The organism is uncultured Brevundimonas sp. (genome assembly GCF_963975535.1).
Taxonomy (GTDB): Bacteria; Pseudomonadota; Alphaproteobacteria; order Caulobacterales; family Caulobacteraceae; genus Brevundimonas.
On record NZ_CAXBHE010000001.1, the window covers coordinates 256,037 to 278,067 of the forward strand.

General features: G+C 69.0%; 25 protein-coding genes. 13 read left to right on the top strand and 12 right to left on the bottom strand.

What is annotated here, in order from left to right:
- Positions 1–38: 38 nt before the first annotated feature.
- Both AACZ75_RS01175 and AACZ75_RS01180 read right to left on the bottom strand, forming a co-directional pair.
- Complete coding sequence (locus AACZ75_RS01175; RefSeq protein WP_339870724.1) at positions 39–1,187, bottom strand: zinc-binding dehydrogenase; 1,149 nt, start codon at positions 1,185–1,187, stop codon at positions 39–41.
- Positions 1,188–1,271: 84 nt separating this feature from the next.
- The gene (locus AACZ75_RS01180) at positions 1,272–1,763 is read right to left on the bottom strand and encodes a helix-turn-helix domain-containing protein (RefSeq protein WP_339870725.1); all 492 of its coding nucleotides are present in this window, start codon (positions 1,761–1,763) and stop codon (positions 1,272–1,274) included.
- A 197-nt stretch (positions 1,764–1,960) separates the two neighbouring features.
- Between AACZ75_RS01180 and AACZ75_RS01185 the strand changes: the two genes are divergently transcribed.
- Positions 1,961–2,797, top strand: coding sequence for a thioesterase family protein (locus AACZ75_RS01185; RefSeq protein ID WP_339870726.1), 837 nt, complete (start codon positions 1,961–1,963; stop codon positions 2,795–2,797).
- A gap of 3 nt (positions 2,798–2,800) precedes the next feature.
- Here the strand turns inward: AACZ75_RS01185 and AACZ75_RS01190 are convergent, their stop codons facing one another.
- Positions 2,801–4,369, bottom strand: coding sequence for a CHASE domain-containing protein (locus tag AACZ75_RS01190; RefSeq protein ID WP_339870727.1), 1,569 nt, complete (start codon positions 4,367–4,369; stop codon positions 2,801–2,803).
- 136 nt (positions 4,370–4,505) lie between these two features.
- Here AACZ75_RS01190 and AACZ75_RS01195 point away from each other — a divergent pair, with 136 nt between their 5' ends.
- Positions 4,506–5,696: an acetyl-CoA C-acyltransferase gene (locus tag AACZ75_RS01195; protein ID WP_339870728.1), complete on the top strand. Its 1,191-nt coding sequence runs from the start codon at positions 4,506–4,508 to the stop codon at positions 5,694–5,696.
- Positions 5,697–6,024: 328 nt separating this feature from the next.
- Here AACZ75_RS01195 and AACZ75_RS01200 read toward each other — a convergent pair whose 3' ends face one another.
- The 3 genes from AACZ75_RS01200 to thiE all read right to left on the bottom strand — a co-directional run bounded on the left by AACZ75_RS01200 (position 6,025) and on the right by thiE (position 9,225).
- A complete protein-coding gene (locus AACZ75_RS01200) occupies positions 6,025–6,753 on the bottom strand; it encodes a hypothetical protein (RefSeq protein ID WP_339870729.1) in 729 nt (242 codons plus the stop codon).
- Positions 6,754–6,811: 58 nt separating this feature from the next.
- A complete protein-coding gene (locus tag AACZ75_RS01205; RefSeq protein WP_339870730.1) occupies positions 6,812–8,497 on the bottom strand; it encodes an ATP-binding protein in 1,686 nt (561 codons plus the stop codon).
- A 68-nt stretch (positions 8,498–8,565) separates the two neighbouring features.
- On the bottom strand, positions 8,566–9,225 hold the full coding sequence (thiE, locus tag AACZ75_RS01210; protein WP_339870731.1) for a thiamine phosphate synthase: 660 nt from the start codon (positions 9,223–9,225) through the stop codon (positions 8,566–8,568).
- Positions 9,226–9,346: 121 nt separating this feature from the next.
- Here thiE and AACZ75_RS01215 point away from each other — a divergent pair, with 121 nt between their 5' ends.
- Both AACZ75_RS01215 and bfr read left to right on the top strand, forming a co-directional pair.
- Positions 9,347–9,532 carry a (2Fe-2S)-binding protein gene (locus AACZ75_RS01215; RefSeq protein WP_339870732.1) on the top strand — a complete coding sequence of 62 codons (186 nt, stop codon included), beginning with the start codon at positions 9,347–9,349 and terminating at the stop codon, positions 9,530–9,532.
- Positions 9,533–9,545: 13 nt separating this feature from the next.
- Complete coding sequence (bfr, locus tag AACZ75_RS01220; protein ID WP_339870733.1) at positions 9,546–10,046, top strand: bacterioferritin; 501 nt, start codon at positions 9,546–9,548, stop codon at positions 10,044–10,046.
- Between the two features lies 1 nt (position 10,047).
- Here bfr and AACZ75_RS01225 read toward each other — a convergent pair whose 3' ends face one another.
- Positions 10,048–10,773 carry an ABC transporter permease gene (locus AACZ75_RS01225; protein WP_339870734.1) on the bottom strand — a complete coding sequence of 242 codons (726 nt, stop codon included), beginning with the start codon at positions 10,771–10,773 and terminating at the stop codon, positions 10,048–10,050.
- Complete coding sequence (locus AACZ75_RS01230; protein ID WP_339870735.1) at positions 10,773–11,714, bottom strand: ABC transporter ATP-binding protein; 942 nt, start codon at positions 11,712–11,714, stop codon at positions 10,773–10,775. The genes AACZ75_RS01225 and AACZ75_RS01230 overlap by 1 nt, the downstream gene beginning before the upstream one ends.
- 102 nt (positions 11,715–11,816) lie before the next feature.
- Here AACZ75_RS01230 and AACZ75_RS01235 point away from each other — a divergent pair, with 102 nt between their 5' ends.
- The 6 genes from AACZ75_RS01235 (at position 11,817) to AACZ75_RS01260 (ending at position 15,738) form a co-directional block, all read left to right on the top strand.
- The gene (locus AACZ75_RS01235) at positions 11,817–12,317 is read left to right on the top strand and encodes a DUF2975 domain-containing protein (protein ID WP_339870737.1); all 501 of its coding nucleotides are present in this window, start codon (positions 11,817–11,819) and stop codon (positions 12,315–12,317) included.
- Complete coding sequence (locus AACZ75_RS01240) at positions 12,317–12,559, top strand: helix-turn-helix transcriptional regulator (protein ID WP_339870738.1); 243 nt, start codon at positions 12,317–12,319, stop codon at positions 12,557–12,559. Before AACZ75_RS01235 ends, AACZ75_RS01240 begins: the two co-directional genes overlap by 1 nt.
- Positions 12,560–12,617: 58 nt before the next feature.
- Entirely contained in the window at positions 12,618–13,172 is a 555-nt protein-coding gene (locus tag AACZ75_RS01245) for a TspO protein (RefSeq protein ID WP_339870739.1), read from the top strand.
- Between the two features lie 107 nt (positions 13,173–13,279).
- Positions 13,280–13,846, top strand: a complete 567-nt coding sequence (gene efp, locus AACZ75_RS01250) for an elongation factor P (protein ID WP_339870740.1) — start codon at positions 13,280–13,282, stop codon at positions 13,844–13,846.
- Positions 13,847–13,978: 132 nt separating this feature from the next.
- A complete protein-coding gene (locus tag AACZ75_RS01255; RefSeq protein ID WP_339870741.1) occupies positions 13,979–14,785 on the top strand; it encodes an inositol monophosphatase family protein in 807 nt (268 codons plus the stop codon).
- Between the two features lie 8 nt (positions 14,786–14,793).
- The gene (locus AACZ75_RS01260) at positions 14,794–15,738 is read left to right on the top strand and encodes a glycerophosphodiester phosphodiesterase family protein (protein ID WP_339870742.1); all 945 of its coding nucleotides are present in this window, start codon (positions 14,794–14,796) and stop codon (positions 15,736–15,738) included.
- 12 nt (positions 15,739–15,750) lie between these two features.
- Here AACZ75_RS01260 and AACZ75_RS01265 read toward each other — a convergent pair whose 3' ends face one another.
- Complete coding sequence (locus AACZ75_RS01265) at positions 15,751–16,101, bottom strand: hypothetical protein (RefSeq protein ID WP_339870744.1); 351 nt, start codon at positions 16,099–16,101, stop codon at positions 15,751–15,753.
- Between the two features lie 45 nt (positions 16,102–16,146).
- The gene (locus AACZ75_RS01270) at positions 16,147–17,997 is read right to left on the bottom strand and encodes an ABC transporter transmembrane domain-containing protein (RefSeq protein ID WP_339870745.1); all 1,851 of its coding nucleotides are present in this window, start codon (positions 17,995–17,997) and stop codon (positions 16,147–16,149) included.
- 133 nt (positions 17,998–18,130) lie between these two features.
- Between AACZ75_RS01270 and rpmE the strand changes: the two genes are divergently transcribed.
- Entirely contained in the window at positions 18,131–18,355 is a 225-nt protein-coding gene (rpmE, locus tag AACZ75_RS01275) for a 50S ribosomal protein L31 (RefSeq protein ID WP_300443442.1), read from the top strand.
- Positions 18,356–18,497: 142 nt separating this feature from the next.
- On the top strand, positions 18,498–20,069 hold the full coding sequence (locus AACZ75_RS01280) for a L,D-transpeptidase family protein (protein WP_339870747.1): 1,572 nt from the start codon (positions 18,498–18,500) through the stop codon (positions 20,067–20,069).
- 71 nt (positions 20,070–20,140) lie between these two features.
- On the opposite strand, the gene AACZ75_RS01285 is transcribed toward AACZ75_RS01280, so the two are convergent.
- The gene (locus tag AACZ75_RS01285; RefSeq protein ID WP_339870749.1) at positions 20,141–20,674 is read right to left on the bottom strand and encodes a DUF1465 family protein; all 534 of its coding nucleotides are present in this window, start codon (positions 20,672–20,674) and stop codon (positions 20,141–20,143) included.
- Positions 20,675–20,762: 88 nt separating this feature from the next.
- Positions 20,763–20,969: a DUF1192 domain-containing protein gene (locus AACZ75_RS01290; RefSeq protein WP_339870750.1), complete on the bottom strand. Its 207-nt coding sequence runs from the start codon at positions 20,967–20,969 to the stop codon at positions 20,763–20,765.
- Positions 20,970–21,050: 81 nt separating this feature from the next.
- Between AACZ75_RS01290 and AACZ75_RS01295 the strand changes: the two genes are divergently transcribed.
- Positions 21,051–22,025, top strand: a complete 975-nt coding sequence (locus AACZ75_RS01295; protein ID WP_339870751.1) for an NAD(P)H-quinone oxidoreductase — start codon at positions 21,051–21,053, stop codon at positions 22,023–22,025.
- Positions 22,026–22,031: the final 6 nt, after the last annotated feature.

Genomic DNA, 22,031 nt, shown 5'->3' on the forward strand with positions numbered 1-22,031 from the left:
ACCGGGCGGCACTTGGCTGCCCGGTCGGATCGCGGGGATCAACCCGCGTCGAGACTTGGATTGATCAGGTATTTCTCGCCGGTGGCCCGCTTGTTGTAGCGGGCGATGACCTCAGGTTTCAGCGCGTCGGCCAGTGAGATTTCCGCCGCATAGTGGCTGGCGAAGGTGGTTTTCAACTCGGAGGCGACCCGCAGGCGCAGGGCCTGGGCCCGCTCGCCGCCGATCCGGGCCAGGCAGGGCGGCAGCAGCCAGCCGCCGACGCCCCAGGCCATGCCGAAGGCGCGGTTCAGCACCGTCGGCCCCGTGTCCAGCATGCCGTAGATATAGACCTGCTTGTGCACGGGGGATCCGTAGCGGCTGTAGGTCGTGGCCGTCTTGTTGGCCGCCACCTCCATCGCCGTCAGGATTTGCCCGGCCAGCGTCCCGCCGCCGATGGCGTCAAAGGCCAGGGTGGCCCCGGTCTCGACCAGGGCGGCGATCAGATCGGCCATGAAGGTCGGGCTGGTCGAGTCGCAGATGTGCTTCGCACCGAGGTCGCGCAGGATTTTGGCCTGGGCCTCGCTGCGCACGATATTGACCAGTGCGATGTCCTCGGCCTGGCAGACCTTGTTCAGCATCTGGCCGAGATTCGAGGCCGCCGCCGTATGGACCAGCGCCGTGTGGCCCTCCAGTCGCATCGTCTCGACCATACACAGGCTGGTCAGCGGATTGACGAAGCAGGACGCCCCCTCGGCCGCCGTCGTACCGGCCGGCAGCGGCAGGCAGGTGTTGGCACTGACCGTGCGGTACTGGCCGAACATCGAACCGCCGAACAGGGCGACCGTCCGACCCATCAGGGCCTGGGCCGCGGCCGAGGAGCCGGCGGCAATCACCGTGCCCGCCCCCTCATTGCCGACCGTCATCGACTCGTCGAGACGCCCGCCCATGGCCCGCATGCCTGCGGCCGGGATCTGGGCCGTGATGACCGGGCTGGCCGCAGAACCCGACAGGGTCGCTGTGTTCATGTCCGCCGCCCCGACCAGCAGCGCCAGGTCCGACGGGTTGATCGGAGCCGCCTCGATCCGGACGACCACCTCGTCCGGCCCCGGTGCAGCCACCTCGACCCGGGCGAGGGACAGTTCCAGCTCGCCGGACTTGCGCACGAGGCTGCGCAGCTGAAGGCCGTGGGTCGGCAGGGTCTGGGTCATGGAAACTCCTTGGCCGGAGCGAACCGGCAGGGTGGTCGGGACAGGAAGACCGGCCGGAGCCGGTCAGGCATGATCAGGTCGTGGTCAGGCCGCGTCTTCGCGGGGCATGACGTCGCCCACGGTGGCGCAGTTCTCGACCCGGGTCAGGCCGACGTCGCGCGGCTTGACCATCTCGCCGCAACAGCCGCAGGCGATCTTCGGGTCCAGCGCCTGGCCGCAGGTCTTGTGCATCATCTCGATGCCGGAGTCGGTGTCGCCATAGACGTGCTTGTTGCCCCAGGCGTGCAGGGTCACCAGCACGGCGTACAGGTCCTTGCCGCGGGCCGTCAGCACATATTCATTGCGCGGCGGCCGTTCGGAATAGAGCTTCGGCTCCAGCACCCCGTGCTGCACCAGGGTCTTCAGCCGCGCCGCCAGAACGTTGCGGGCCACACCCAGCCGCTCCTGCCATTGTTCGAAGCGGCTGACGCCCTGGAAGGCGTCGCGAATGACCAGCAGCGTCCACGGATCGCCGATCACCTCCAGCGTGGCGGCGATGGAACAGCTCTGTCGGGAATAGTCTGCGGTACGGCCCATGCGAGGAAAGTGACCCCGCGTCATCCTTTTGGCAAGAGGGTTGCCAATCTAAACCCACTATGTCAGTTTTCTTTGCATACGGACCTACCTTCGCGGTTCCGGCTTCGAACGTCTGTCCTGTATCCCTCGACTTCGGGCGGAAGCCTGCCGAACCCCGGCGCTTCCGTCCGCCTTTCGTCCCTGCCTCCACGGACCGCATGACCGACCAGACCCTGTCCCAAGCCCTGGCCCTGACTCCCGATGAGAACGGCGGCCTGGGTGCCAGCCTCAGCGGGGCGTTTTCCAATGCGCCCCAGGCCATGCCGCCGGAAAGGGGCGCGCCGTTCGGCGGCCTGATGGCGGCCCTGGCCGGCACCGCCGCGCGTCAGGGGCTGGGGATCGGGACTCCGCTGCGCAGCCTGACGGTCCAGTATCTGGCCGCCGCCCGGTTCGCGCCCATTGTCTTCGTCCCGACCCTGCTGCGCGGGGGCCGCAACATCGCCTATGCCTCGGTCGCCGCCGGTCAGCCGGACCGCCCGGCCCTCCAGGCCCTGGCCACCTTCGGCCGCGACGTCCCCGGTCCCGAGCTGACGCCGCTTGTCGCCGCCGCCACGCCGGTCGACCAACTGGAACCGACCCCGCTGGACGCCAGGTTCGGCCCCTGGTTCACCCGTCATATCGAACACCGGTTCGAGTCCGGCCCGCGCCTGTTCGGTCTCAACCCGCCGGAGGCCCCGGTCCTGCGCGTGTGGATGCGCACCAGCGACGCCGTCCCGCTGGACGAGGCCCGGCTGCTGTTCCTGCTGGACGGGGTCTATCCGACCTACTGGACCGCCCTGCCCGCCCCGCCCGCCATCTCGGCCAGCGTCGACCTGCGCGCCGACCTGTTCGGCGATCTGACGCCGGAAACCTCGCCGGACGGCTGGGCCTTTTTCGAGTTCCGCACCATGGACCTGGGCGGAGGCTGGGCGGTCGAGGACGGCGTCGCCTTCGCCCCGGACGGCCGCCCGCTGGCCGTGGTGCGCCAGCGCCGCAAATTGATGCCGACGCGCTGAGCCTCAGCCGGCCAGAAAGGCGACCGAAACCCGGGTGCCCGGGGTCAGCGGCTCGACGGTCAGCTTGCCGTTCAGCTTGGTGACCATGGCATGGACTACCTTCATGCCCAGCCCCGACCCCTTGGCCTTGCTCGCGGGGTCGAAACCGGCCCCGTCGTCCTCGACCTCGAGGCGCAGCGTCTGGTCGTCGCGCCGCAGACGGATCCGGATGTCACCCGGCTGATCGGCCGGATAGGCGTATTTGGCGGCATTGCTGACCAGCTCGACCAGCACCACCCCCACGGAGATCGCCCGATCCGTATCCGTGCGAACCTCCACCGCCTTGACGTCAAGACGACGGCCACCGGCTTCGAACGCATCGGCCAGACCCTCGGTCAGGGTTTCGATATAGGCCTTCAGCTCGACGCCCTCGACCGAGTCATCCGTGTAGAGCCGCTGGTGCACGCGCGACACCGCCAGAATCCGCGCCCGGGTTTCGACCAGCGCCGTCCGCGCCTTCGGGTCCGTCACCGCCTGGGCCTGCAGATAGACGAAGGAGGCCACCAGTTGCAGGCTGTTGGCAGCGCGGTGGTTGACCTCGCCCAGCAACAGGTCCGAACGGGTCCGGGCGCTCTGGGCCGCCTCCAGCAGACGATCCTGCCAGTGCCACGCCAGACTCAGCAGGGCGGTGAGAAACAGCCCCGCGGCGAGAATGGCCAGCGGCACGCCGATCTGACCCAGCCCCCGGGCCGTAGACGTCTCCAGTCGCCAGACATGGCCACCGAAATTGACCTCCCGCACCGTCGAGAAATGCAAGCCGGAAGTCCCGGCCGGACGTGCGGGCCACAGAACCATGCCGTCGACTCCACCGTCCCGTATGGTGACATCCAGGCCCTCCAGCGCCGCCTCGCCCGCGAACACCCGATCGAAGAAATCCCGGGACCTGAACGGGGCATAGATCCAGCCCTCAAAAACGCCGTCGGCGCGGGTCAGCGGCAGATAGACCAGAAAACCCGGCTGCCGGTCGGCATCCAGTTCCTGAACCAGGGTCACCGCCGACGTGGTGGCGGGCGCGTCGAGCGTCCGCGCCCGCTGCATGGCCTCACGGCGGAGCGGTTCGGAATACATGTCATAGCCCAGGGCCGCGTGGTTGCGCCGGTCCAGGGGTTGCAGAAAGACGATGGCACTCTCGCCGGTGTCGGGATCCGGCCAGGGCCGCACGCCGGCAGGCAGGTCCCGCCGGACCGCGTCCCGGGCACCGGGCGTATCGAGCCAGGCGGCATAGCCGATGCCCTGCACACCGGGGTAGCGTTCGATCAGATCCAGCGACCCGACGAATTGCTGGAACTCGCCCGGCGTGACCTCGTCACTGGCGGCAAACAGCCCCACGGTCGCGCGAAGCAGGGCGACATAGGTATCCAGCCGCCCCTCGACGGCAAACTGGACGGCATCCGCCTGTCGCTCGAAGCGTTCCTTCTGTCGATCTGACCCCGCGCGTTCGGCCCACACCGTCACCACCAGGGTCAGGGCAAGGCCGAGCAATGCGACCCACACGGTGGGCGTCAGTCGAATTTTCAGCGCGTCAGCCGCCACTTGCGATGCTCCCCCTGCCCCCTACCTCTACAACAACATCCGAAACGCACACCAGAACCCGCGCCGGGATTTGCCCTGCTTGCCCCGGCGCGGGTCAGGCGCTACCCCGCTGCGATCCGCACTCCCAGGAGCCCCCATGACCCAAGCCGCCGATCCCGTCGTCATCTGTTCCTTCGCCCGCACCCCGATGGGCGGCTTCCAGGGAGCCCTGTCCGGGGTCAAGGCCACCGACCTGGGCGCGACCGCCGTGCGCGCCGCGGTCGAGCGCGCCGGCATCGACCCGGCGAAGATCGAGCAGATCTTCATGGGCTGCGTCCTGCCCGCCGGCCTCGGCCAGGCCCCGGCCCGCCAGGCGGCGATCGGGGCCGGGCTGGGTCTCCATGTCGAGGCCACCACCGTCAACAAGATGTGCGGCTCCGGCATGCAGGCGACGATGATGGCCCATGACGCCCTGCTGGCCGGGACGGCCCAGGTCATCGTCGCCGGCGGCATGGAGTCGATGAGCGGCGCACCCTATGTGATGGCCAAACACCGCGGCGGGGCCCGCATCGGCCACGACGTCATTTCCGACAGCATGTTCCTCGACGGCCTTGAGGACGCCTATGAGCCCGGCAAGCTGATGGGGGCCTTCGCCGAGGACGCGGCACGTCAGTACCAGTTCACCCGCGAGGCCCAGGACGCCTATGCCGTCGAAAGCCTGACCCGCGCCCGTGCTGCCATCGACAACGGGGCGTTCGAGGCCGAGATCACCCCGGTCGAGGTCAAGACCCGCAAGGGCAGCGAGACCGTCAGCGTCGACGAACAGCCCGGCAAGGCCGACCCCGCCAAGATCCCGACCCTGCGGCCCGCCTTCGCCAAGGACGGCACCATCACCGCCGCCAACGCCTCGTCGATCTCGGACGGGGCCGCCGCCCTGGTGATGATGCGCGAGTCCACGGCCAAGGCCCTCGGCCTGCCGGTTGTCGCCCGCATCGTGGCCCACGCCGCCCACGCCCATGAGCCCGGTCTGTTCACCACCGCCCCGGTCCCGGCCATGCAGAAGGCCCTGAAGAAGGCCGGCTGGGTCGTCACCGACGTCGATCTGTGGGAGGTCAACGAGGCCTTCGCCGTCGTCGCCATGATCGCCATGCAGGAGCTGAACATCCCGCACGAGAAGCTGAACGTGAACGGCGGGGCCACGGCCCTCGGCCATCCGATCGGGGCCTCGGGCGCGCGCATCCTTGCCACCCTGCTGTCGGCTCTCAAGGCCAGCGGCGGCAAGAAGGGCTTGGCCGCCCTGTGCATCGGCGGTGGCGAAGCCACGGCTGTGGCCGTCGAACTGGTCTGATCCCGCCCCGGCGGGGCCGGGTGTCGGGCGGTCGCCGCCCGGCTCCCCATGCCGCGAACCGGGCTTCTCGGTCGGTGTCCGCGCCGGACCGTAGACATCAACCCGGCCGAACCCGCGCGGGCACCGGGTCACGGACCCTGCCGGGATGCGGAGAAGCCGGGTCATGACGGCGGGAGGGCTGCACCCTCGCCGGGTCCGACGCCATCAACCGGGCCATGGCCCGACAGCCGGTGAACAACAGGATCATCGCTGACTCCCCGCAAATGCGAATGAGTCTCAAGTTTACATCAGCTCACCGGCCCGGCAAGCCGGAAAGAGTGCTCCCCGGCTAGCGCAGATCGACCGACTGGGCGATGCGCTCGGCCACGGCCCGGTCAGCCGGATCGAGGCTGGCCACCCAGACATGGATCTCGCGCGGTGCCGCGGCCCGCTGGAACAGATGCTCCAGCGCATGGCGGCCGTCCGCCTCTGTGACCACCACCGAGGCCCGTCCCGCGACCTCGGCGATCTGGCCGTCATAGATCGGGAACTGCGACGCCGGACCGGCATAGATCATCACGAACGGCGTGCCGTCGCGCCGGACGGAATAGATGGTGAAGTCCGGCCCCGGACGACCGGTGCCGAGCTCGAAGGCCTCCGGCAGGTCGAGGCGGAACGGCAGGGCGGCGCGGGCCGTCGCATCCAGCGGCCGGTAGGCCGGGGCGGGCGCCGCCGGGGGCGTCGTCGCGACCGGTGCGTCCGGCGCGGGGGCGACGGCGGGTGCCGGCCGGGCCACGGCCGGTGCCGGCGGAACCGTCGTCGGGGCAGGCCCGGGCGTGATGGCGGGGTTGGCGACCGTCGCGGGCGGGGTCGACACGGCCGGAACAGGTTCGGGTGCGGGTGCCGGTGCCGGCACCGGCGAGGGCGCAGCAAACGGCGGTCCGCCGTTCAGGGCCCGGGTCAGGTCGGTGACTGACGGCGTCTGCGGCGACGCCGCCTGCGCGCTCTGGGACTGGGCAGCCCCCGGCGTGACCAGCAACAGCACAGCGGTGGCGGAGGCGGAGGCGAGCATTTTCATGACCCGACCTTCGCTCCGGATCAGGGCGATCGCAAGGCCCCGGCGCGACCGGTCCCGGTCACGCCGCCGGCAGCTCGACCCAGAAGGTGGCGCCTTCGCCGGGCCGGGACCTCACCCCGATGGTGCCGCCCTGCAGTTCCGTCAGCCGCTTGGCCAGGGCCAGGCCGATGCCGTGTCCCTCGACGGTCGACCGCTCGAGCCCCAGCCGGTTGAACGGTTCGAACAGCTGCGCCTGTTTCTCCACCGACAGGCCGGGGCCGTTGTCGATCACTTCGAGGCGGACGGCGTCGTGGACCCGGCTGGCGCGGAAGGTCACCGTACCGCCCGCCCCGCCGTATTTGACGGCGTTCGACGCCAGGTTGGCGACCACCTGGGCCAGGCGCTGGGAATCGGCCAGGGCGACCAGACCGTCGCCCACACACTCCAGCTCCAGCTGCACCTCGCGGGACTCCGGTCGCAGGGCCACGGCGCGACGCACGTCCTCCAGAACCCCGCGCACATCGGTGGGCCGCAACTCGACCTTGACCGCCCCGGACTCGGCCCGGGCGACATCCAGCAGATCATGGGACAGGGTTTCGATCTGACGGGCCGTCTTGACCAGCATCTCGGCCATTTCCGCCTGAACCGGCGTGATCGGGCCCAACTGGCCCGTCTGCCACAGCTCGCCGATACCGATGATGCCGCCGACCGGACTCTTGACCTCATGGGCCACATTGGCCAGCAGCCGCGACTTGGCTTCGGACGCCCGCTCGGCCCGGGCCTGACCCGCCTTGGCGCGGTCAGCCAGCCGGTCGCGCTCTTCCAGCAGGGCGGCGACAAGCAGAACCGGCATATAGCCCAGCAGCACCAGCATCTGCGCCATCAGGGCACGATCCGTCCCCTCGAACCGCTGCGCATAGGGGCCGAAGCCGGCCATGCTGCCGCCGACCGCCAGAACGGTCACGATCAGCAGGGCTGCCGTCACCCCCAGAACCCGCAGCCGCACGGCGATCACCAGCAGGATCGGCAGGATCACGAAACCCAGGGGCAGGCTCAGGTGCGAGAAGATGGCGACACTGGTCCCGGTCAGCAGACCCAGAAGAAGCAGCGCCTCCAGCATCTTCACCGGGCGGGCGATCAGCGCCAGATTGCGTCGGGTCATGGCCAGGCCGAAGGCCCCGATGACGGCGATCCCCATCGCGTGCCCCAGCCACCAGGTGCCGAACGAATAGGCGAAGCCCTGTCCGGTCATCAGCTCCAGCATGGCCGCGGCGAACAGGCCTGCGGGAATCGGCGCCAGCACGGCGGCGCTGAGCAGGAAGCGGCTGGTGCCTTCGACGGTGGACAGGTTCAGGTTCGGCGCGAAACGCCGCGCCAACAGCACGGCCCCGACGATCTCGATCATGTTGGCCACGGTGAACATGATGGACAACGGGGTCGAGTTTCCGACCAGAAACTCACCGGTCATGATGCCGACCGCGATCAGACTGCCGAAGCACAGGTCATACATCGGTCCCCGCGCATTGCGCAGCCACACGACCACGGCCAGCCCCCCGGCCCCCCACAGGGCCGCGACCAGCCCCGCCGAACGTGAGAATTCGATCGCCAGAACGACCAGAATGACGACACCGACGGTCGTGAAGACCGGTGCCAGCGGCTCGGCGAAGAATGCGGCGGCGCTGCTGCGTCCGGCGGGGGCCGGTCGGGGGGCGACCGGCTCCTTTCGGGCAGGATCGGCGGATTGGTCCGCGGGGCTCGCAGTCATCAGGTCAGGTCTCGGCGCACAAAATCAGTCGGTAACCATGCATCGGCTTCACTAATATCCCCTGAAATTCAGGCGCTCATCGCCATACTCCCGAGAATCTCCCCGACCGACTGCGCCGCCCCCCGCGGATGGCCCCAGACCGCCGCGCTCACCGCCACGAAATCCGCCCCCGCCCGCGCCAGCGCCCCGGCATTGGCGGCGGTGATCCCGCCGATGGCCACGCAGGGAATTTCGACGGTCTCCTGCCAGATCGTCAGAATCTCGGGATCGGGGCAATGCGTCGTCGCCTTGGTCGTGGTCGGAAAGAAGGCCCCGAAGGCGACATAGTCCGCACCGGCCTCGGCCGCGTCCATGGCCAGTTCGCGACTGTCGTGACAGGTGACGCCGATCATGGCGTCCGGCCCCATCAGGCGGCGGGCCTCGGCCACCGAGGCGTCGCCCTGCCCCAGATGCACGCCGTCGCAGCCCGAGCGGGCCGCCAGGTCGGGCCGGTCATTGAGGATCAGCGCCACGTCGTGAGCGCGGGCGATCGGCCCCAGCCGCTCGACCGCCGTCAGGATGGCGGCGTCGTCGGCATCCTTGAGCCGGATCTGCAGCGCCGCCACATCCCCGGCCCCCAGCGCCGCCTCCAGATCGCGTGCAAACCCGTCGAGATCCGGAATCGCCGGCGGGGTGATCAGATACAGGCGGCAGGGCGGACGGGTCGGAATCTGGGGAGTGCGGGCCATGGGTCTCGCTGGGACAATCGGCGGCACACGTCAACGTCCGGCAGACAATGCGAACGACTTGCAATCGCTTCAATCGGTGCTATAGAGAACCATTATCAACGCCCGACGGGATTCGCCTTCCGTGTATGTCTGCAACTGCAACGGCCTGCGCCAGCGTGACGTCGCCTTCGCCATCGAGGCCGGGGCCACCCGCCCGCGCGAAATCTTCGCAAACAACCAATGCACCGCTCAATGTGCTAAATGTGTTTGCGAGATGCGGCAGATGATTCAGGACAGCCAGGAGGCGTTCGCTCTGGCCGCCGAATAACAAGGCGAAGACCATGAAGGGCGACCCCGCGATTATCCGCACCCTCAATGCGGTGCTGACCAACGAGCTGACAGCGGTCAATCAGTATTTCCTGCACGCACGCATGTTCGAGAGCTGGGGTCTGAAGCACCTCGGCCAGGTCATCTACGACGAATCGATCGGCGAGATGAAACACGCCGACAAGCTGATCAAGCGCGTGCTGTTCCTCGATGGCCTGCCCAACCTGCAGGACCTGCACAAGCTGAAGATCGGCGAGAGCGTGGTCGAATGCTTCGGGGCCGATCTGGCGCTGGAACTGGGCGGTCGCAAGACCGTGATCGACGGCATCGCCCAGTGCGAAGCCGCCTCGGACTTCATCAGCCGGCAGATCCTGACCGAAATTCTCGCTGACACCGAGGAACACATCGACTTCCTCGAGGCCCAGTTCAAACTGATCGAACAGCTGGGCGAGCCGAACTATCTCCAGTCCGCCATGACCGAGATCGCCCCGGACCGCAGCGCGACGGGGAACTGATCTAGAGTACCTCGCGGCGGGCCAGATGGGCCACCGCGAGGGTCAGCACGACCAGACCCAGACCACCGCCCAGGCCGAGGGCGGTGGTCACCCGCCACGCCTCCGTTGCCAGCATGTTCACCGGCATCTGCCAGGGGAAGAAGACGCCCGCCCTGGCCACCGTCGCCACCACAGCGAAGAAGGTGCCGCCGATGCCCAGGATCAGGGCGGGGACAAAGCTGGCGAAGCGCAGCGCGGTCCAGAACTGCAGCGCCACCATCAGCAGGCTGGCCAGCCAGACCTTGCCCAGAAGCATCAGGCTGGCGGCCAATTCAGGATCGCCCGTGGGCGTCAGCATCGGCTTGATCGACGCCCCGGCCGAGACCGCCGCGACGGTGAGCCCAAGGTTCAGCAGGCTCATGACCGCCACCAGGCAGAGGACGCAGATCGCCTTGGCCGCATAAAGGTGCCAGCGCGGCACCGGCAGGGACCGGAGGTGATCCCATGAGCGGGGGCCGTGCTCCATATGGGCGACCAGGGCCGTCAGGGCGGTGACACTCATCGGCAACATGAAGAAGGCCCAGATGCCTGTGGAACTTCCCAGCCACATGGCCCAGGGCTGGGGTGTGTCGCCACGCATCATGTTGAAGAAGATGAAGATCCCGATCAACGACGGGGCGGCCAGCGCCAGCAGCAGGGCGAGGGACCGGTTCAGCTTGCGCAGTTCGACGGACAGGACGGCCAGCATCAGACGGGCTCCGGCTTGAGGCGAGCGGGATCGGGCACCGACACCTGACGATAGATGCCTTCCAGCGAGCGGGCGCGGGGCCCGATGGCGAAGACCGCGACGCCGGCCTCGACCAGGGCCCGGTTCAGTCCCGCGCAGGCGCGGTCATGGTCGTCCCCGCGCCGCAGTTGCGCCACCAGTGCCCCGTCCTGCTCCGACAGGGTCAGATCGTGGCTGCGCAGGACCGTCGCCGCGCGGGCCACATTGTCGACCCGGAGTGCGATCTCGGGGGCCAGGTCGGCCTTCAGCCTGGCCAGCTCCCCTTCCAGCACCAGCCGGCCCTCATGGAGGATGCCGATATGGCTGGCGATCTGTTCGATCTCGCCGAGCAGATGGCTGGACAGCAGCACCGTGGCCCCGGTGCGGTCCGGCAAGGCCTTCAGGAAGCGGCGCATGTCGGCGATGCCGTCGGGGTCGAGACCATTGGTCGGCTCGTCCAGCACCAGCACCGGCGGCGCGCCCAGCAGGGCCCGGGCCAGTCCCAACCTCTGGCGCATACCAAGCGAGAAGTCCGAGACCCGGCGACGGGCCGGCTCGACCATCTCCACCACCTCCAGCACCCGGTCGATCTCGCCGGCCCGCAGGCCGAGCAGGGTGCGGGTCAGGTCGAGATTTTCGCGGCCGGTCAGATTGGCGTAGAAGCCGTGCGCCTCCAGCAGCGCCCCGACCCGGCGCGCGGCACCGATGCGGTCGCGGCTCACGTCGATGCCGGCGACCCGCGCCGAACCGGAGGTCGGGCGGATCAGGCCGAGCAGCATCTTCAGCGTCGTCGTCTTGCCCGCGCCGTTGCGGCCCAGAAAGCCGTAGACGACCTTGTCCGGCACCGACATGGACACACTGTCCACCGCCAGATGGCGACCGAACCGGCGGGTCAGCCCCCGGGTTTCAATGGCGACACTCATGGCGGCGGGTCCGATTTGTTTAACTCTTAGATAAAGTTGCAAACCCCGCACCTTTAAGTCAAGATTAAAGATCAGACAGCTTTCCGACTCCGGATTTTCGCCATGAGCCAGACCGACCTGATCCAATTCCGCCGCCGCTGCGCCCAGTTTCGCGGGCTGGCGGTGTTCATGGTGATCAGCGTCGGTGGGCTGCTGGCCCTGATGTATCTGGTGGCCCCGGGCATCCTGCTGATGCGGGGCGAGTATCTGGTTCCGGCCCGTCAGTGGCTGGCGCACACGATCTGGGCCCTGCCCGCCGCCTTCTACCTGTTCGCCGTCTGGTCGATCGGCACCGCCATGGGCCAGCTGTCGAAAGGGCGGTTGATCCAGCCGACTCTCGTGCACGCCCTTCGCCGGGTCGGCCTGTCCCTCGGTTTTGGCGGCCTGCTCAGCGTCTTCGGCGTCACCAATGTCATGCGACTGGTCGAGGGGGGGCGCGGCGGCTGGGCCTATTTCGACGTGCCGGGCATGACCCTGGGCATGATCGGCGGCGCCCTGTTCCTGCTCGGCGGGGTCATGGAGCAGGCCGGCAAGGTCCAGGCCGAACTGGACGAGATGATCTGATGCCGGTTCGCGTAACCCTCGACGCCCTGATCGTCAAAAAAGGGCTGAAGGCCCGGGATCTGGCGGCCGAGATCGGTCTCAGCGAGACCCAGTTGTCCCTGTTCCGCTCGGGCAAGGTCAAGGGAATCCGCTTCAGTACCCTGTCGCGCCTGTGCGCGGCGCTGGGCTGTCGCCCCGGTGACCTGCTGGACTATGACCTGGACCCGGCCGACCTGGCCGTGCCCGACGACGATCCGGGCTGACTCCGGGAACTGTCGCCCGCTCCCGCTCATTCCTCAACCGGTTGCAGAGGGATGAGCGATGACCACGATCGACGAAACGCTGGACGACGCGCGCGACGCCGCCACCGACTTTTTCAATGCTGAAGGGCGCGGACCCGGCCATATCCTTCTGGGCGTGGCCGTCACGGCCGGCTTCGCCCTGCTGGCCACCGCCTTTGCAACCGGCACCCTGCGCCCCCTGCGGCGGGACAGCGGGAGCGACGATCAGGACGGCCCGGTCACCGAACGCCCGCGCGGCCCGATCAGCCTGGTGCTGCCGGCCATGTTTTCGGTCACGACCCTGTCCGCGCTCAGGGTCTGGAACGCGCCGTCCCGGCCCGGCCGCAAGAGCGCGCTCGGTCTCTGGGCGGCGGCCCAGGCCGTCAATGCCGTGTGGATCGCCCTGCGCCCGGCGGGACGCGGCCTGCAGATCGCCGCCGCCATGTCGTCCGCCGGGCTCGCGGCCGCCTTCGCCCATGAGGCGCGCAAACTCGACGTCGGGGCCGGCAAGCTGGCGTCCCCGATCGGCGGCCGGGTCCGCCTGGCCAACAGGCTGCAGGGCCGATCACGCGACGGGAACCCGGCCGCCGGCTGAACGCCCCGCCGCCTTGCCGGATGGTGTCGCTTCCTCTAGGGACAGCGCTCGATTATCGCGCGCGCCGGACAGTCTGGTCGCCGCGCCCCAGCCCTATTTGAGACCCCATGAAAATCAACGGCAACACCATCAAGCCCGGCATGGTCCTGCAGCACAACGGCGGCCTGTGGGTCGTGACCAAGGCCAGCCACGTCAAGCCCGGCAAGGGCGGGGCCTTCGCCAACGTCGAGGCCAAGAACCTCGAGACCGGCAACAAGCTGAACGAACGCTTCCGTTCCGAAGACAAGGTCGAGCGCGTCACGCTTGAGCAGAAGGAGTTCTCCTATCTGTACGAGCAGGGCGACGCCCTCGTGTTCATGGATGACGTCAACTACGAGCAGATCGAACTGCAGAAGGACTGGGTCGGCGAGGATCGCATCGCCTATCTCCAGGACGGGATGAAGGTGACCATCGAAATGCACGAGGACCGGCCCATCGGCCTGTCGCTGCCCGACCAGGTCAATCTTGAGGTCGTCGAGACCGAGCCCACCGTGAAGGGCCAGACCGCCTCGTCCTCCTACAAGCCGGCCATCGCCAACAACGGCGTGCGCATCATGATCCCGCCCTATATGGGCGTCGGCGAGAAGATCGTCGTCGACACCGCGACCGGCGAATACGTCCGCCGCGCGGATTAAAGGTCGTAGTGAGTAGGGCTTAGGGGCTTGTATGCGCCTCCTAGGCCCTAAGCCCTAAGCCCTTCCCCCTTGAACTTCTCCGCACCTCCGGGCGAAATGCCTTTTCAGGAGCTGCGGACCAGGAGATTCCCCATGGCTCTCGCCTCCGCTCTCGTTTCGGTCATGCTCGATGCAGTCCGCAAGACCGCCCGCCCGATGCTGCGCGACTTCGGCGAGGTCTCCCAGCTGCAGATCTCGCGCAAGGGCCCGGGGGATTTCGTCACCGCCGCCGACATCAAGGCCGAGGACACCCTCTACGAACTGCTGATGAAGGCCCGCCCCGGCTACGGCTTCCTCGGTGAGGAGCGCGGCATGATGGAGGGCACCGACAAGAGCCATACCTGGGTCGTCGATCCGATCGACGGCACCACCAATTTCATGCACGCCATCCCCCATTTCGCCATCACGGTCGGGCTGGAGCGGCGCGCGCCGGACGGCACCTCCGAGATCGTCGCCGGCGTCACCTACAACCCCGTCGCCAACGAGCTGTTCTGGGCCGAAAAGGGCAAGGGCTGCTATCTCAATGACCAGCGCATCCGCTGCTCGGGCCGCCGCGACATGAGCGAAAGCCTGATCGCCACCGGCCTGCCCTTCATCGGCAAGACCGGCCACGCCCAGTCGATCAAGGACATCCACGCCGTCGGCCAGCGCGTCGCCGGTATCCGCCGCCTCGGCTCCTCGGCGCTGGACCTGGCCTGGGTCGCCGCCGGCCGTTTCGACGCCTACTACGAGCGCAACCTGCAGCGCTGGGACGTGGCCGCCGGCATCCTGTTCGTCACCGAGGCGGGCGGCATGGTCTCGACCATCGATATCGACGGCGATCCGATGAACGGCAAGCAGATCATCGCCGCCAACAGCGAGATCCATCCGCAGCTGCGCAAGATCCTCCAGGCTACCTGACGGGACCGATGGGGACGCCGCTGGTCATTGCGCATCGCGGGGCCTCGGGCGAACGGCCCGAACACACCCGCGCCGCCTATGACCTGGCCATCGCCCAGGGGGCCGACTTCATCGAGCCCGACCTGGTGCTGTCGCGCGACGGCGTCCTGATCGTGCGCCATGAGAACGAGATCGGCGGCACCACCGACGTTGCCGATCATCCGGAATTCGCCGGACGCCACACGACCCGCACCGTCGACGGCCACACGGTCGACGGCTGGTTCACCGAGGACTTCACCCTCGCCGAACTGCAGACCCTGCGCGCCCGCGAACGCCTGCCCGCCGTGCGCCCGGCCAATACCGCCTTCGATGGCCGGGAACCGGTCCTGACCTTCCAGCAGGTCATCGACATCGCCCGCGAGGGCTCGCGGCGCACAGGCCGCCCGATCGGCGTCTGCCCGGAACTGAAACATCCGTCGCATTTCGCTGCCGCCGGCCTGCCGATGGAGGACCTGTTCGTCGCCGTGCTGGAGGCCAACGCCCTGACCGGGGCCGATGCGCCCATCCTGATCCAGTGTTTCGAGGTCGGTCCGCTGCGGCGGCTCGCCGCCCGCATCGACGCGCCCCTGCTGCAGCTGATGAGTGTCGCGGGCGGGCCGGTGGACCGCCCGGACCTGACCTATGCCGCCATGGCCACGCCTGCGGGGCTGGCGGCCGTCGCGGGCTATGCGCGCTGGATCGGGGTCGAGACCGCCATGGTCGCGCCGGATGCGGGCCGGGCCCCGACGTCCCTGATCGCCGACGCCCATGCCGCGGGCCTGAAGGTCGCCGCCTGGACCTTCCGCGCCGAACCGGCCTTCCTGCCGCCGGGGGCCGCCGACCTGACCGCCTGGCTGACGGCGTTCCGCACCTTCGGTCTCGACGCCGCCTTCAGCGACTTCCCGGCCGCCGCGGTGGCCGTCGCTGCCCTCTAGGGCTGGACCGCTCTAGCGGCCCGCCACCAGGGTGACGCGAATGGTCTCACCGGTCATCGCCCGGGTGCTCCAGCTGCCGCCCACGGCGACGCGGACGATCGGCGTGCAGAACTGCCCCGGCATCGGCAGGGGGCGGCGCTGGCTCAGGCACAGCTTGCCGTCCCGCACCCGCCAGACTCCGGCATTGCGCCCGCCCCGCCGGTCCTGCCCTTCGTACTGACCGTCCTCGGCCAGCCACAGACGCGCTGTGCGTCCGTCCGGATAGGTCGAAACCAGCGTGTTTCGGAAGGCGGCCTGCAGGTCGGACGCAGCGGCCGGGGCCTGCGCGGACAGCATCAGGCTCATCACAATCAGGGCAGACATCCGTATCCTCAGGCTGGGCGCGCCGATGATCGTGGCAGGCCGGGTTCAGTCCGAACGGAATTGCAGCTCCGCCAGACGCGCATACAAGCCGCCCCGGGCGATCAGTTCAAGGTGGGTGCCCTGATCCACCACCGCGCCGTTCTCCATCACCACGATACGGTCAGCCCGCAGCACGGTCGCCAGTCGGTGGGCGATGACCAGGGTGGTCCGCTCCTCCATGGCCGCGTCCAGCGCCTGCTGCACCAGTTGCTCATTGCCCGCGTCCAGCGCGCTGGTCGCCTCGTCCAGCAGCAGGATCGGGGCGTTGCGCACCAGGGCCCGGGCGATCGCCAGCCGCTGACGCTGACCGCCGGACAGGCTCTTGCCGCGCTCACCCAGTGGCGTGTCGAATCCTTCCGGCAGGGCGTCGATGAAGCCCAGCGCCTGGGCCTTGTCGGCCACGGCCCGGACCTCGTCCCCGGTCGCCGCCTCACGCCCGAAGCGGATGTTCTCCAGCGCCGAACCCGAAAACAGCGGCGCTTCCTGCGACACCCAGGCGAAGCGGCGGCGCACGGCCACCGGATCGGCCTCGCGCACATCGACCCCGTCGACCGACACCGTGCCCGTCTGCGGGTCGTAGAAGCGCAGCAACAGGCGGAAGACCGTGCTCTTGCCCGCTCCCGACGGCCCCACCAGGGCCACCGTCTCGCCCGGTCGAACGGTCAGGCTGAAGCCCTTCAGCGCCGCCAGGTCCGGCCGTCCCGGATAGGCGAAATCGATCGCCGACATCGACACCTCGCCCCGTGGCGGCTCCGGCAAGGCGCGCGGCTGCGCCGGGGCGGCGATGCCGGGTGTGGCGCGCATCAGTTCATCGATCCGCTCCATGGCCCCCGCCGCCTTCTGCACATCGCCCCAGCTCTCGCCCAGCGCACCCACCGCGCCGGCGACGAACACCGACAGCAGCACGAACTGCAGCAGCGCCCCCGGTGTCATCCGCCCCGCGATCACATCCTGGGCCCCCAGCCACAGGACCAGGGTCACGCCGCCGAACATCACCACGATGATCATCGCCGTCATCAGGGCCCGGGCCTTGATCCGCACCAGCGACACGCCGAACGCCTTCTCCACCGCCGCACCGAAGCGGGCGATGGCACTGGCCTCACGGCCGAAGGCCTGGACGGTCTCGATGGCGTCGACGCTCTCGCCGGCAAAGCCCACGGCCCCGGCGAATTCATCCTGGGCCCGGACCGTCAGCTTGCGCACCCGTCGCCCGAACAGGAACAGCGGCCCCAGCAGGAAGGGCACGGTCAGCAGCACCAGTCCCGTCAGCTTCAGACTGACCACCGACAGCAGGATGGTCCCGCCCACCATGGTCAGGGCGTTACGCAGGGCAAAGGAGACCGAGGTGGTCAGCAGGGTCTCGACCAGGGCGATATCCGTCGTCAGCCGCGACAGCACCTCGCCGGTCCGCATCCGCGCATAGAAGGACGGGTCCAGCGTCAGGATGCGCGCGAACAGGCCGGTGCGCAGGTCGGCGACGACCCGCTCGCCGGTCTTGGTGACGTAGAAATAGCGGATGGCCGTCGCCAGCCCCAGGAACAGGGCATTGGCCCCCAGCACCAGGAACCACAGATTCAGGTCGCGACCGGCGTTGTCGAAACCGTTGTCGATGGCTCCGCGGGCCGTACCCGTCAGGGCCAGGGAGCCGGCGGTGGACAGCAGCAGCCAGAACACGGCGATGGCGGCATGGGCCTTGTGCCGCATCAGATAGGGCAGCAGCCGCCCCAGCGGCCGGACCGTCCGGGCCTTGGCCCGCCTGGCTCCGGCCTCCCCCATCTGCTCCACCAGCAGGGCCCCGGCCCCGGGGCGCCCCTCGGCTTCAGACGACGGGGCGATGGGCGGCGAACTCTGGGTCATATGCCCGCCTCTTGCCCCGGAACGCCCCCCGGTGTAAACGCCGCCCCTTCTCCCGCCGGAGCCTTCGGCGGGTTTTCTCATTGACGCGCACCGACGGTCGGCATCGTCATCGCGCAGAGACCGGACGACGACCATGAAAGCGGACACGCACCCCGACTACCATTTCATCACCGTGGTGATGACTGACGGCACGTCCTACCAGACGCGCTCGACCTACCAGAAGGAAGGCGCGACGCTGAACCTGGACATCGATCCCTCGACCCATCCGGCCTGGACCGGCGGCAACGCCCACCTGCTGGACCGCGGCGGTCGCGTCTCGCGCTTCAACAACAAGTTCGGCGGCTTCATCAAGAAGTAGTGGACTGCGGCTTCAGGGCCACGAAAAGCGCCGGTCTCGGGACCGGCGCTTTTTGTTTGTCCGGAACGTCGATAGCATGGGCCCGTTCGATCCTGGGGCGTGGACACCGTGTCCAACGCCGGATCGAGGCAGAGCGACTGAAATGAACCGACGGCAACTGGGACTGGGCGTGGCGGCAGCGGCCATGACCACGGCGGCGAATACGGCAGCGCTGGCGCAGGTGCCGATGCAGCCTCGTGCTCCCGGCACCAATGCCTTCTACGACACCTTCAACGACCAGCTGGCCCGCCTGCCCGCCGCCTTCCAGGGCGACGTCCGCGCCTTCTACGAGCGCACCGGCTGGCGTCCGGTGTGGAACGCCGACCGCCTGCGCGCCCTGCAGACCGCCGCCGGCCGGGCCGAGCGCCACGGCCTGTCCCCGGCCGACTTCTTCGACTTCCCTGCCCTCGCGGCCGATCCGGCCACGGCCGAGATGCGCACCACGGTCGCCGCCCTCGGCTACGCCCGCGTCCTGTCCGAAGGCCGGGTCCGGCCCGAGACGGTCGAGGATCTGTGGGAGATGCAGAAGAACCGCGTCGACCTGCCCGCCGGCATGGCCGATTCGATCAGCCGCAACACCCTGGTCGACTGGTACGAGGGCCTGGCCCCGACCGACATCGGCTACACCAACCTGTCCGCCGGCTATGTCCGCTACCGCCGCCTGATCCGCGACGGCGGCGGCTGGCCCGTGTTCGCGTCCGGCCCGACGATCGAGCCCGACACCAGCGATCCGCGCATCCAGCCCCTGATCCGCCGCCTGGTGGCCGAGGGCGACCTCAGCGCCGCCGCCGGTGCCCGCCTGGCCCTGGCCGGAGGCTTCTACGGCCCCGAGCTCCAGGAGGCCGTGCGCAGCTTCCAGACCCGTCACGGCCTGGCCGCGGACGCCCGTATCGGTGCCGGCACCCAGCGCTCCCTCTCGGCCACGGCCGAGGACCGCGCCCGCCAGATCGCCCTCAACCTGGAACGCCGTCGCTGGCTCAAGCGCGACCTCGCGCCGGAGCGGATCGAGGTCAACACCGCCGCCGCCATCATGGTCTACTGGAAGGACGGCAAGCCGGTTCACTCCAACCGCGTCGTCGTCGGCTCGCCGGCCAACCAGACCCCCAGCCTTGAAAAGCCGTTCGCCTCGGTCGTGGCCAATCCGCCCTGGTATGTCCCGGCCTCGATCGCCCGCAACGAGATCCTGCCGCGCGGCCCCGGCTATCTGGCCGCCAACAACATGTATATTTCCAACGGCACGGTGATCCAGCGCGCCGGGCCCACGGCCGCCCTCGGCTATGTGAAGTTCGAGCTGCGCGACAGCTACGCCATCTTCCTGCACGACACCCCGTCGAAATCGGCCTTCAACCTGTCGATGCGCCAGCGCAGCCACGGCTGCGTCCGCGTCCAGGGCGCGGTCGAGTTCGCCCGCCTGCTGCTGTCGCCCGATCCGATGCTGCTGGCGGAATTCGACGCCGCCCAGGACAGCCGCGAGACCAAACGCATCCAGACCGGTCGCGAAATCACCGTCCGCCTGCTGTACTGGACCGCCTTCGTCGACGGCCAGGGCCGCGTCGCCTTCCGCGAGGACGTCTACAGCCGCGACGAAAAGCTGGCCGCCGCCCTCGGCATCGCCGTCAGCCTGCCCAAGCCGGTCGATGACGGGGCCCGCGTCGCCAACGACGTCGGGCCGTAGAGCCCTTATTGCCCGTCATCCTCGGGCTTGTCCCGAGGATGACGATCTGACGGGAACGATCGGGTGTTGCCCTAAAGCCTGAACGCGGCTTCCAGCTTGCCCATCTGGCTCAGCACGGCGTTCTCGGCCTCTTCCTCGGGCCCGTCGAGATACATGCGGCGGTCCAGATACAGGACCCGGCCGAACAGTTTCTCGGCCCGGACCAGATATTCGACCAGGGCGATCGGCAGTTCGGGATGGGTCGGCTCGATCTCGACCTTGGGCTCGGTCAGCCGGTAGCGCGGCTCACACGCGGCCTCGGACGCCATGTCGCCCTCGCGCACGGCGCGCTGGATCAGCAGCCACGAGGCGATCTGCATCAACCGGGTGGTCAGTTTCATGCTCTCGCCCGCATAGGCCAGGGCCACGGCCCGCGACAGCATCTTGGATTCGCGTCGTCCGTCGCCGTCCAGATAGGCGGCGGTTTCCTCGACCAGCTCCATACCCTCGCGGAACGTGCGGTCGAACAGTTCCGAACGCGCGAAACCGTCGACAACCGCTGCGCGGCTGCGACCCGAGGTGGAAAGGATGTTGTCGTCGCTGGCCATCAACTCAAATACACTCATGGAAAGCACAGGCGTCCGTATCACTGTCGGCCCAAATCGGGGCCCTCAATGTCAAACCAGCAATGGTCATGCCACGGGCCATGCCCGGCTACGAGCGGAAGTTGAAAAGGGCGTCGGCGGCGCTCTTGCGCGAGGACTTGCCGTCCATGGCCGCGCGCGCCCGGGCGATCTCCGCCTCCAGCGCCTCGACCCGTTCGCCCAGCTCCTCAACGGACAGCAGGTCCAGGTCCTCGCGCGCCAGCGCCGTCAGAGTCGCCCCACGCTGCGGGCGGGGCTCCAATTCTTCCAGACTCATCGTCGCCTCCTTGGCCATGGACCGCGCGAACCCCTATCTGAACGCTGAGCGACGAACGATTGCAAGGGCGGGACGGTTCAAATGAAGGCAGTGGAAATCACCGGCGGGTCCGGTCCGGCGACCGCCCTGACCCTGGTCGATCGACCCGAACCGGTCGCCGGCCCCGGCCAGATTCGCATCCGGGTCCGTGCCGCCGGCGTCAACCGTCCCGACATCCTGCAGCGGCTCGGCCGCTATCCGGCCCCGCCCGGAGCCTCCGACATCCTCGGTCTCGAGGTCGCGGGCGAGGTCGACCAGGTCGGCGACGGCGTCGCGCGCTGGTCCGTCGGGGATCGCGTCTGCGCCCTGCTGGGCGGTGGCGGCTATGCCGACCATGCGGTGGTCGACGCCCGTCACGCCCTGCCGGTTCCCGACGCCCTGGACTGGGTCCAGGCCGCCGCCCTGCCCGAGACTGTCTGCACCGTGTTCGCCAATGTGTTCGAGGCAGGCGATCTGAAGGCGGGCGAGACCCTGCTGGTCCACGGCGCGACCAGCGGCATCGGCGTCACCGCCCTCCAGATGGCCCGGGCGGCCGGCGCCCGCGTGATCGCCACCTCGCGCGGCGCGGCCAAGGCCGCCGCCGCCAGGGCTCTCGGGGCTGAGCTCAGCCTCGACGCCACGACCGATGACATGGCCGCCGCCATCGCCGGATTCGGCGGGGTCGATGTGGTCCTGGACATGGTCGGGGCTGACTATGCCGCCCTCAACCTCGACGCCCTCAAGCCGTTCGGGCGCTGGGTGGTCATCGCCACCCTGTCCGGCCACCGCGCCGAGATCGATCTGGCCCGGGTGATGATGAAGCAGATCGTTCTGACCGGCTCGACCCTCCGCGCCCGTCCCGCCGACGAAAAGGCCCGGCTGATCGCGGCGGTCGAGGCCACCGTCTGGCCATGGGTGTCTGCGGGTGCGGTCCGCCCGCCGGTCGAGGCGGTGTTTCCCCTGGCCGAGGCCGCCCTCGCCCACCTCCGGCTGGAGGCGGGCGAACACGTCGGCAAGGTGGTGCTGACCGCCGGCTGACGGCGG

Excerpts from the sequence above, each read along its gene's own strand:
- AACZ75_RS01175 (WP_339870724.1), bottom strand. The coding sequence starts at position 1,187 with ATGACCCAGACCCTGCCGACCCACGGCCTTCAGCTGCGCAGCCTCGTG.
- bfr (WP_339870733.1), top strand. The coding sequence starts at position 9,546 with ATGAAGGGCGACCCCGCGATTATCCGCACCCTCAATGCGGTGCTGACC.
- AACZ75_RS01205 (WP_339870730.1), bottom strand. The coding sequence starts at position 8,497 with ATGACTGCGAGCCCCGCGGACCAATCCGCCGATCCTGCCCGAAAGGAG.
- AACZ75_RS01230 (WP_339870735.1), bottom strand. The coding sequence starts at position 11,714 with ATGAGTGTCGCCATTGAAACCCGGGGGCTGACCCGCCGGTTCGGTCGC.
- AACZ75_RS01185 (WP_339870726.1), top strand. The coding sequence starts at position 1,961 with ATGACCGACCAGACCCTGTCCCAAGCCCTGGCCCTGACTCCCGATGAG.
- AACZ75_RS01295 (WP_339870751.1), top strand. The coding sequence starts at position 21,051 with ATGAAGGCAGTGGAAATCACCGGCGGGTCCGGTCCGGCGACCGCCCTG.
- AACZ75_RS01290 (WP_339870750.1), bottom strand. The coding sequence starts at position 20,969 with ATGAGTCTGGAAGAATTGGAGCCCCGCCCGCAGCGTGGGGCGACTCTG.
- rpmE (WP_300443442.1), top strand. The coding sequence starts at position 18,131 with ATGAAAGCGGACACGCACCCCGACTACCATTTCATCACCGTGGTGATG.
- thiE (WP_339870731.1), bottom strand. The coding sequence starts at position 9,225 with ATGGCCCGCACTCCCCAGATTCCGACCCGTCCGCCCTGCCGCCTGTAT.
- AACZ75_RS01270 (WP_339870745.1), bottom strand. The coding sequence starts at position 17,997 with ATGACCCAGAGTTCGCCGCCCATCGCCCCGTCGTCTGAAGCCGAGGGG.
- AACZ75_RS01240 (WP_339870738.1), top strand. The coding sequence starts at position 12,317 with ATGCCGGTTCGCGTAACCCTCGACGCCCTGATCGTCAAAAAAGGGCTG.
- AACZ75_RS01245 (WP_339870739.1), top strand. The coding sequence starts at position 12,618 with ATGACCACGATCGACGAAACGCTGGACGACGCGCGCGACGCCGCCACC.
- AACZ75_RS01285 (WP_339870749.1), bottom strand. The coding sequence starts at position 20,674 with ATGAGTGTATTTGAGTTGATGGCCAGCGACGACAACATCCTTTCCACC.
- AACZ75_RS01225 (WP_339870734.1), bottom strand. The coding sequence starts at position 10,773 with ATGCTGGCCGTCCTGTCCGTCGAACTGCGCAAGCTGAACCGGTCCCTC.
- AACZ75_RS01235 (WP_339870737.1), top strand. The coding sequence starts at position 11,817 with ATGAGCCAGACCGACCTGATCCAATTCCGCCGCCGCTGCGCCCAGTTT.
- AACZ75_RS01260 (WP_339870742.1), top strand. The coding sequence starts at position 14,794 with ATGGGGACGCCGCTGGTCATTGCGCATCGCGGGGCCTCGGGCGAACGG.
- AACZ75_RS01265 (WP_339870744.1), bottom strand. The coding sequence starts at position 16,101 with ATGTCTGCCCTGATTGTGATGAGCCTGATGCTGTCCGCGCAGGCCCCG.
- AACZ75_RS01280 (WP_339870747.1), top strand. The coding sequence starts at position 18,498 with ATGAACCGACGGCAACTGGGACTGGGCGTGGCGGCAGCGGCCATGACC.
- AACZ75_RS01200 (WP_339870729.1), bottom strand. The coding sequence starts at position 6,753 with ATGAAAATGCTCGCCTCCGCCTCCGCCACCGCTGTGCTGTTGCTGGTC.
- AACZ75_RS01180 (WP_339870725.1), bottom strand. The coding sequence starts at position 1,763 with ATGGGCCGTACCGCAGACTATTCCCGACAGAGCTGTTCCATCGCCGCC.
- AACZ75_RS01195 (WP_339870728.1), top strand. The coding sequence starts at position 4,506 with ATGACCCAAGCCGCCGATCCCGTCGTCATCTGTTCCTTCGCCCGCACC.
- AACZ75_RS01255 (WP_339870741.1), top strand. The coding sequence starts at position 13,979 with ATGGCTCTCGCCTCCGCTCTCGTTTCGGTCATGCTCGATGCAGTCCGC.
- efp (WP_339870740.1), top strand. The coding sequence starts at position 13,280 with ATGAAAATCAACGGCAACACCATCAAGCCCGGCATGGTCCTGCAGCAC.